The organism is Aquabacterium sp. (genome assembly GCF_030652515.1).
Lineage (GTDB): Bacteria > Pseudomonadota > Gammaproteobacteria > Burkholderiales > Burkholderiaceae_C > Aquabacterium.
The window spans coordinates 50,596-58,460 of sequence record NZ_JAUSAR010000131.1; the positions used below are offsets into that span (position 1 = coordinate 50,596).

Consider the following 7,865-nt stretch of genomic DNA (forward strand, 5'->3'; position numbering starts at 1 on the left):
AAACAAATCACGGGAAGGCCTGCGTTTGAGTCGACTTCAGCCCTGGCGCGCCAGCATGGAGCGGAAGCGCGCCATCGCCACGGCCAGGAACACCGCGCCGATCCCCGTCATCGCGATGAACTGCGGCCAGACGACGTTCAAGCCCGCGCCCCGGTACAGGATGGCCTGGGCCAGTTTCACGTAGTGGGTGGACGGCGAGACCAGCATGGCCTGCTGCAGCAGCAGGGGCATGCTCTCGCGCGGCGTGGTCGAGCCCGACAGCAGGTACATGATCACGAACACAGGCACTGACAGCAGGGCGAACTGGGGCATCGACGACGTCAGCGTGGCCAACATGATCCCCAGCGCCGTCAGCGAGAACAGGTAGAAGGCCGTGCCGAGCAGGAACAGCGGCAGCGAGCCGACCGAGGGCACGGCCAGCACGCCGCGCACCACCAGCGCCACCGACAAGCCCACCGCCACCAGGATCACGAGGCCGTTGGCCACGATCTTGGCCACCGCGATCTCGGAGGGCCGCACCGGCATCACCAACAGGTGCTCGATGGTGCCGTGCTCGCGCTCTCGGATCACCGCCGCGCCCACCAGCACCACGGCCAGCACGGTGACGTTGTTGATCACCTGCATCACCGAAGCAAACCAGACCGACTCGCCGTTCGGATTGAAGAAGATGTGCGTGACCGAACGCGTCGGCAGGCGCGCCTCGATGCCCTGCACCTTCAGGTAGGCCAGCGTCTCGCGCAGCACGATTTCGTTGAGGTAGGCGGTGCCCAGGCTGGACTGGGTCATCGCGGTGGCGTCGACCATGAGTTGAACGGTCGGAGCGCGCATCGCATGGACGTCGGCCTCGAAATGCGGCGGGATGTCGAGGATGAAGATGAAGCGGCCAGCGTCCATCGCCGCGTCGGCCTGCGCGCGGTCGATCTCGACCGGCGGGTGGAAGTGCGGCATGCGGATCGCCTCGCGGATGCGCATCGACAGGCCCGAGTGGTCGCTGTCGATCACGCCGACCGACACGTTGGCGACGTCGGCGTGCACGCCGGTGGCCACCAGGTAGACGCCCACCGAGAATGCGATCGCGATCGCGACCATCATGTTGCGGTCGCGCAGCACGCAGCGCAGCTCTTTCAGCGTCAACACTGCCGCGTTGCGCAGCCACAGACGCACGGTGCTGGTTCTGTCGTCCATCTCAGGCCTCCTGCTTGCGCACCAGCGCGCGGGCGATCAGCAGGTAGAGCGTGCCGAAGCCCAGCAATGCTGCGTACTTCGGGCCGAAGAAGCTCCACTGAAGCGGCAGGCCTTTGGCGATCACGCCCAGGCTGATCAACTGGAACCACGAGGCCGGGAAGCCCAGGCCTATCCAGTAGGCCTCGCCAGGCAGGGTCGACACCGGGGCCAGCAGGCCAGAGAAGTTCGACGCCACGATCACGCAGACGATCGCCGCCAGGAACAGCGCCGCCACCTGCGTGTTGACCAGCGCCGAGACCATCAACCCCAGCGCCGTGACCGCGAACACATAGGCCAGCGCGCCGAGCGTCAGCGCCAGGAAGCTGCCTTTCACAGCCACGCCGAACACCGTGATCATCACGAACACCAGGCTCAGATAGCTGACCATCGTGAGCAGCAGATACGGCATCTGCTTGCCCAGCAGGAAGGTGCCGACCGACGCGGGCGAAGCGTACAGGTTGGTGATCGATCCCATCTCTTTCTCGCGCACCACGCCCAGTGCGGTCAGCATGGCGGGGATCAGGATCAGCGCCACCATCAGCACGCTGGGGGCCGAAGCGAAGACGCTGCGGAACTCCTGGTTGTAGGTGAAGCGCGGCTCAAAGCGGACGGGCAAGGCGGTGTCGGGGGCGCCCGGGATGCTGCGCGCGAACTGCACGGCATGCTCCAGCGCGATGCCCTGCGCATAGCTGCGGATGTAGGCGGCGCGCGCCAGGTGGCCGCCGTCGATGTAGTAAGCCACTTCCGGCTGGCGCCCGCCGATCAGGTCGCTGCCGAAATGTGGCGGAATGTCGATCACCAGCCACGAGCGGGCCGACAGCAACTGCTTGTCGATCTGCGCCGCGTCGCTCAGCGGCGGCTGCTGGCTGAAGTAAGCCGAGCCCGCGAAGTGCTCGACCAGGCGGCGGCTGTCGACCGTGCGGTCATGATCGAGCACGGTGAACGGAATGCGCTCGACGTCGAAGGTCACGCCCCAGGTGGCCGCGCACAGCAGCACGATCGGGCCGATCAGCGCGAAGCTCAGCCGGATGCGGTCATGCAGCAACTCGATGGACTCGCGCACGGCGAAAGCCCAGACGCGGTTGAACCAGACGCCCAGGCCGCCCGTGGCCGACGAGGCGGCTGGCCGCCGTTGCACCGCCCCCGACTCTGGCGTCGGCTGCGGTGCAACGGCCAGCTCAGCCACCGTGCTCGGTGGAGACCCCTCGCCATCGTCGGCCAGCAGGTAGTCGATGAAGGCCTGCTCCAGCGTTTCGGTCTGCTTGTTCTCGCACAGCTCGGCTGGCGTGCCCACGGCGAGCACGCGGCCGCGGTGCATGAGCGAGATGCGGTCACAGCGCTGGGCCTCGTTCATGAAGTGGGTCGACACGAAAATCGTCACCCGTTCCTGGCGTGACAGTTTGGCCAGATGGCGCCAGAACATGTCGCGTGCCGCCGGGTCCACGCCCGAGGTGGGCTCGTCCAGGATCAGCACCTCGGGCCGGTGCAGGCAGGCCGCTGCCAACTGCAGGCGCTGGCGGATGCCCAGCGACAGGGCACCGGGAAATGCGCTGGCCACAGCGCGCAGCTCGAAGGTGTCGAGCGCCGCGTCGATGGCGCTGCGCCCGGCTTCGTTGGCCAGCCGGTAGAGCTTGGCGTGCAACTCAAGGTTCTGGCGCACCGTCAACTCTTCGTAAAGCGAGAAGCCTTGCGACATGTAGCCCACGCGCAAGCGCGCTGCCATGTCGCCCCCATCCTGGCCTCGGTCGCGCCCAACCGGCTGGCCCAGCAGTGTCGCTTCGCCCTCCGTGATGTCGAGCAGACCCGCGAGCATCTTCATCGTCGTCGTCTTGCCGCAGCCGTTCGAACCGAGGAAGCCGAAGATCTCGCCGCGCTCGATGCGAAAGCTCACATTCTTCACTGCGGTGAAGTCGCCGAAGGTGCGCGTCAACCCCTTGGCCTCTATCGCAGGCGGGCCGCTTGGCGTCGGCAGTGGCGGGATGAGCAGCGGACCGCTGCTGCCGCGCCGCTCGGGCGGCAGCAGCGCCACGTAGGCGTCTTCCAAGGTGGGCGCGGCGGTGCGCGCCAACACCTCGGCCGTGGGCGCCGACACCAGCACGCGGCCCGCGTCCATGGCCACCAGGTGATCGAAGCGCTCGGCCTCTTCCATGTAGGCCGTGGCCACCAGCACGGTCATCTGCGGCCGCTCGTTGCACAGCTCGGTGACCAGCGCCCAGAACTGGCGGCGCGACAGCGGATCGACGCCGGTGGTCGGCTCATCGAGCACCAGCAAGTCGGGATCGTGCACGAGCGCGCAGCACAGCCCGAGCTTTTGCTTCATGCCGCCCGAGAGTTTGCCGGCCGGGCGATCCGGAAACGGTGCCAGGCCGGTGGCCTTCAGCAGGCGCTCGATGCGCGCCCGGCGCTCCGGCGCTTTCTGGCCGAACAGGCGAGCGAAGAAGTCGATGTTGTCGTAGACCGTCAGCGTCGGGTACAGGTTGCGCCCCAGGCCCTGCGGCATGTAGGCCACGCGGGGCGACAGCGCTCGGCGAAAACGCGCGTCGCGCATGTCGCCGCCCAGCACATGCACACTGCCTTGCTGCAGCTTCTTCACGCCGGCGATCAGCCCCAACAGCGTGGACTTGCCGACGCCGTCAGGCCCCACCAGGCCGATGGTGCCGCCCACGGGCAACTCCAGTGTGAGATGGTCAAGGGCCAGCTGCTGGCCATACCGGTGCGACACGCCCTCCAGCCTGATGGCGCAACGCTCCGTCACGGCCAGCGGGGCCGGAACGGTGGCAGGGGCGAAGGCGTGACGGCTCATGCTCACCCAGGCGCTAATTCTTGGGCAGATTGACGGCCAGCTTGTCCGGCCAGGCTGCGTCGCGCTTGATCCGCACGTAGCCATTGCCAGTCATGCCCGCCTTGACGTAGGCGGCGTATTGATGTGTCAGCTGCGGCTCCACTTTGAGCTTGACGCGGTACATCAGCTTCTCGCGCTCGGTGGTGGTTTCGACGTACTTGGGTGTGAACTGCGCCTCTTCCGCGACAAACGACACCCGTGCCGGAATCACGATGCCGGGCGCGGCGTCCAGCACCAGCCTGGCCTCGTCGCCGATCTGCAGGCGGCCGGCCTGGGCCGTCGGCAGGAAGACCGTCATGTAGACCTGCGAGGTGTTCAGCAGCGTGGCCACGCGGCCGCCAGCGGGGATCACCGCGCCCGGCTCGACCACGCGGTACTCGATGCGGCCATCCATTGGCGCGCGCAAGGTGTGGTCGCCAATGGCCTGGCGCAGGCGCTTCATGCCGGCCTGTGCCTCGGCCTTCGCCGCCGAAGCTTCGCCCATGGCGGCGCGCGCGACCGACACCCCCGCTGCTTCGCCGTCGCGCTGGGCCTGACGCCGCTCAAGCTCGGCGTTGGACACCAGATCCTCGTCGTGCATCTTGACGGTGTTCTTCAACTCAAGCTGCGCCACGCGCAGGTATTGGTTGCGCACTTGGCTTTCGCCCTGAGCCCGTTTGTAGGCCTGGCTGGCACGCTGGTCCATCGCCTGCACGCCCTGCAGTTGCGCCTCAAGGTCGGCCGCGTCCATGCGCGCGATCACGTCCCCTGCCTTGACGCGCTGGCCTTCCTGCACGGCCACCTCCACGACCTGCCCGGCAAACTTGCTGGCGATCTCCAGGCGCTCGACCTCAAGTCGGCCATTGACCCGCACCACGCCCTGTGGCTGGTGGGTCATCTTGACGTTGGTGCTGACGGCCAGATAGGTTCCCGCAGCCAATGTGGCCAGCACGGCTGCAATGGTCAGTGTCGCTTTCTTCATCACCATGCCTTGACTGCATATTCCGGAGTCTGCAGGTATCAGACCTGTTCCACACCGGACTGGGGTTGACATGTGTCAAGGGGTCACGCAGATCAAGGCTCAACCCCCCTGAGTGCAGGGAATGTAACAACGTGTGAAACGCTGATCGGCTCTATCGTCTCAGGCATTACTTTGACAGTGGCCGCAGCTTTGATGATTTGAGCAAGGGCATGCTTAAAACGCTCCTTGAGCATGTAGCGCAGACCGCCGCAATCGATCCCACGCGGATACTGCTACGGCACAGCGAAATCAGAGTTGCCATCGCCTCTGGCTCGACCAAAGAGCTTGAGATAGGTTTGCGAAATTGTTGTTCACGCGTCTGCTGGGCTTGATCACAATCTACAGCCATTCTCTGGGCCCAACACAAATGCGGCACGTGTGGCCAGCAAGTTGAGCTGTCGACCGGACTGATTCTTTTGGGCTACGGCCGAAGAACGAAGAGACATCCAGTTCAAAGCAAAAGTGGAGCAAGGCAGTTCGCTGATCAAAGTAGATCTGGGCGAATACGCCCAGTCCCTGGCAACAGCCTTGGTAGGAAAAATGACTGCGCAAGATATCGTCATTACCGTTCTGGGCGTGGGCATCATCGGCGGCGGCTATCTGATGCACAAACAATGGCTGAAGCACCGATCAGAGGACAAGAAGGTCGATGCAGACACGCAAGCTCGAGTCGCCCTTTCCCAAGAAGAAACAAGACGCGTCGAAGTCATAACAAAGGCGCTGACCTCGCGCTTAAGGCCGAAGATGCGCGCACTATTCCACGACTCCTCGCTCGGAATCGAAGGACGTGCAACTCAATGAAAAAACGGGTGACAAGGTCACCGTTGCCAAAGCCCAGAAGGCGCTGGAGAGTTTGCGCAGCCACCAGCCCAGCTTGGTGTGGAAATCAGCCCGCAGCGAATACACGGTGGAAGATGCTGCCATGCCCCGTTGGTATGCCCAGCGCGTTGCGGCTGGTACCTGGCCGCCAGTGGGGCCACAACTGGATTGGCTTGAAGAATGAGCGGCGGCTTTCAGGGATGCGGTATCCGGCCTGCTGAATTCTCCCGCGCTGCCACCCAGGCCTTGAGCCTCGCCACCTTGTCTGCGCCCACAGGCAGGGTTTCAATGCGATTCGTCAACGTGGCCGCATCCGCAATGTCGTGCGCCAACATGACCTCCACAAATGCCCAGTCCTTTTCGCGGCCTGCAGCGAGCTTCGAGGCGGCCAGGTCATGGGGATCAAGGCACAGCCCGATCTTGAGGTCCGTGTTGGCGTTCTGAATCTTGACCACGCGCTGCTCCCAGCCGCTGGGCAGGATGGCAGTTTCCGGCCCAACGCCTTGCGCGTAGTACCCAAAGCGATCGTGAAAAGGGGAGCCTTCGCCAATCGCGCCGTCGATGACATCGGCCAGGTCCGGTCTGTGTAGCGGGAAGAAATCGGCCTCCATCGACACCAGCAAATCTTGTGGCGCATTGGGCACGGCCCCCAGGATGGATTGGCTCCCGATGACCATGATTTCGTACTCGTTCGTGACCGCTGCGGCGGCGCGAATCAGGTGCTCCAGCTCAGTGCGCAGCATGGTTGGGGCTTTTTGGCCAAGCCTTCAAGAAGGCAAAACGATCCTGGTTGCTCAACAGACCCGAAAACGGTGAAGACTGGCGCAGCGCGGTGGCGTGCTCGGAGTCTTCAATGGCCATGGCCAGGCAGGCGTCCAGCCCCTGGTCCATGAGGTGTGCCCATTCGTCCAGGCAAGGCTGTGTCCTGATGCTGACCCGTTGCCGCCAATGATCCAGTGTGGCCCGTGCTTTGTCGAACAAGGCGGGGTCGCGCCTGATCTTGTCAGCGATCAGGCGGTGCAAGGCGAGGCTGCGATCATCAAGCTCTTGATGCGTTCGCATGGGGGGCTCCTGTTCACGTCTTGTGAGGAGCCAGTCTACGATAAGGCGAACCTGGATGGGCTCATCAAGAAGAAGGCCCACCCAGGATTTTCAAAGGCTTAAGGAGCAGCCTTCTTCGTCACGTAAGGGATCTTCGTGGTCGAGAACAGGTTGATCACGTAGATGCCAGCGTTGATCAGGGGCACACCGTAGGCGTTGTACTCGGCGCGGTGGATCGCGTCGATCAGGCTTTCGCCGCCGCTGACTTGGGACACTTCCTGGGTGCTCAGAACTTTCATGTTTTTTCCTTGTTTCAATGGGTTTTTGAATGTGCCTTTGCAGGGCACACAAGGAATTTAACGATGGCCGTTGTGGCACCATTTCGGGGAATCCCTGGCCACCCTTCACATCGGCGGAGGAGATACCCTTAAATCAGGAAGTTTTGAATGTCAGTTTGTCAGACATTGATCCCGGCGTCGTTGATTAACCCCACAAGGCGTCGCGGTGACGCGCCACTGCCTTGCCAAAACTCGAATCGGCCCAGGCTGCACCCGCACGCTGGCGCACGGTTTCGGGCCGGGCGCGTGAGGGTTTGACCAGCACTTTCCACAGCTGCGGAATGATCACCTGGAAGAAGGCCTTCAGGTCGGCGCGGCCCACGCAGGGCAGTTCGGTGCCGCGTTCCCACTGTGGGTTGCACTTCTCAAAAAAGGCGATGTCGGCCTGCTGGCGCAATTCGCGGGTGATGGGGGTCACGTCGCCCTTCAGGCAGTTGTAGCCGTCACCAAAGTCCAGCACCATCGATGCCTTGTCCAGCTTGCCGGGGAACAGCGTCTCGCAGTAGGTCTCGGCGATGTGCTTGAGGTGATCGTTCTTCTGCGTGGGGTGCGGGTAGTACTCGGGGAAGTTGCGGCTCAAGAGCAGGAAGGTCTTGTAGCC

The 7,865-nt window shown here is 63.9% G+C and carries 9 protein-coding genes; 2 read left to right on the forward strand and 7 right to left on the reverse strand.

Translation table 11 applies throughout. From position 1 onward, the window contains the following. Positions 1-36: 36 nt before the first annotated feature. From Q7V20_RS15680 to Q7V20_RS15690, 3 genes are read right to left on the reverse strand one after another with little or no spacing between them, the layout of a single operon-like run. Entirely contained in the window at positions 37-1,185 is a 1,149-nt protein-coding gene (locus Q7V20_RS15680; RefSeq protein WP_304793097.1) for an ABC transporter permease, read from the reverse strand. 1 nt (position 1,186) lies between these two features. Then, positions 1,187-4,027 carry a ribosome-associated ATPase/putative transporter RbbA gene (gene rbbA / locus Q7V20_RS15685; RefSeq protein WP_304793100.1) on the reverse strand — a complete coding sequence of 947 codons (2,841 nt, stop codon included), beginning with the start codon at positions 4,025-4,027 and terminating at the stop codon, positions 1,187-1,189. A 13-nt stretch (positions 4,028-4,040) separates the two neighbouring features. Next, complete coding sequence (locus Q7V20_RS15690; protein ID WP_304793102.1) at positions 4,041-5,027, reverse strand: HlyD family secretion protein; 987 nt, start codon at positions 5,025-5,027, stop codon at positions 4,041-4,043. A gap of 501 nt (positions 5,028-5,528) precedes the next feature. On the opposite strand from Q7V20_RS15690, the gene Q7V20_RS15695 reads away from it, so the two are divergent. Next, complete coding sequence (locus tag Q7V20_RS15695; protein ID WP_304793105.1) at positions 5,529-5,867, forward strand: hypothetical protein; 339 nt, start codon at positions 5,529-5,531, stop codon at positions 5,865-5,867. Then, on the forward strand, positions 5,854-6,069 hold the full coding sequence (locus Q7V20_RS15700; RefSeq protein ID WP_304793108.1) for a hypothetical protein: 216 nt from the start codon (positions 5,854-5,856) through the stop codon (positions 6,067-6,069). Before Q7V20_RS15695 ends, Q7V20_RS15700 begins: the two co-directional genes overlap by 14 nt. A 10-nt stretch (positions 6,070-6,079) precedes the next feature. On the opposite strand, the gene Q7V20_RS15705 is transcribed toward Q7V20_RS15700, so the two are convergent. The 4 genes from Q7V20_RS15705 to Q7V20_RS15720 form a co-directional block, all read right to left on the reverse strand. Continuing rightward, positions 6,080-6,628 (reverse strand): DUF6036 family nucleotidyltransferase, encoded by a 549-nt coding sequence (locus Q7V20_RS15705; protein ID WP_304793111.1) that lies wholly within the window; start codon positions 6,626-6,628, stop codon positions 6,080-6,082. Further along, complete coding sequence (locus Q7V20_RS15710) at positions 6,615-6,947, reverse strand: hypothetical protein (RefSeq protein WP_304793114.1); 333 nt, start codon at positions 6,945-6,947, stop codon at positions 6,615-6,617. The genes Q7V20_RS15705 and Q7V20_RS15710 overlap by 14 nt, the downstream gene beginning before the upstream one ends. A gap of 98 nt (positions 6,948-7,045) precedes the next feature. Continuing rightward, entirely contained in the window at positions 7,046-7,225 is a 180-nt protein-coding gene (locus Q7V20_RS15715; RefSeq protein WP_304793117.1) for a hypothetical protein, read from the reverse strand. A gap of 184 nt (positions 7,226-7,409) precedes the next feature. Further along, the coding region (locus Q7V20_RS15720; RefSeq protein WP_304793120.1) for a hypothetical protein at positions 7,410-7,865 on the reverse strand (456 nt) is incomplete at its 5' end.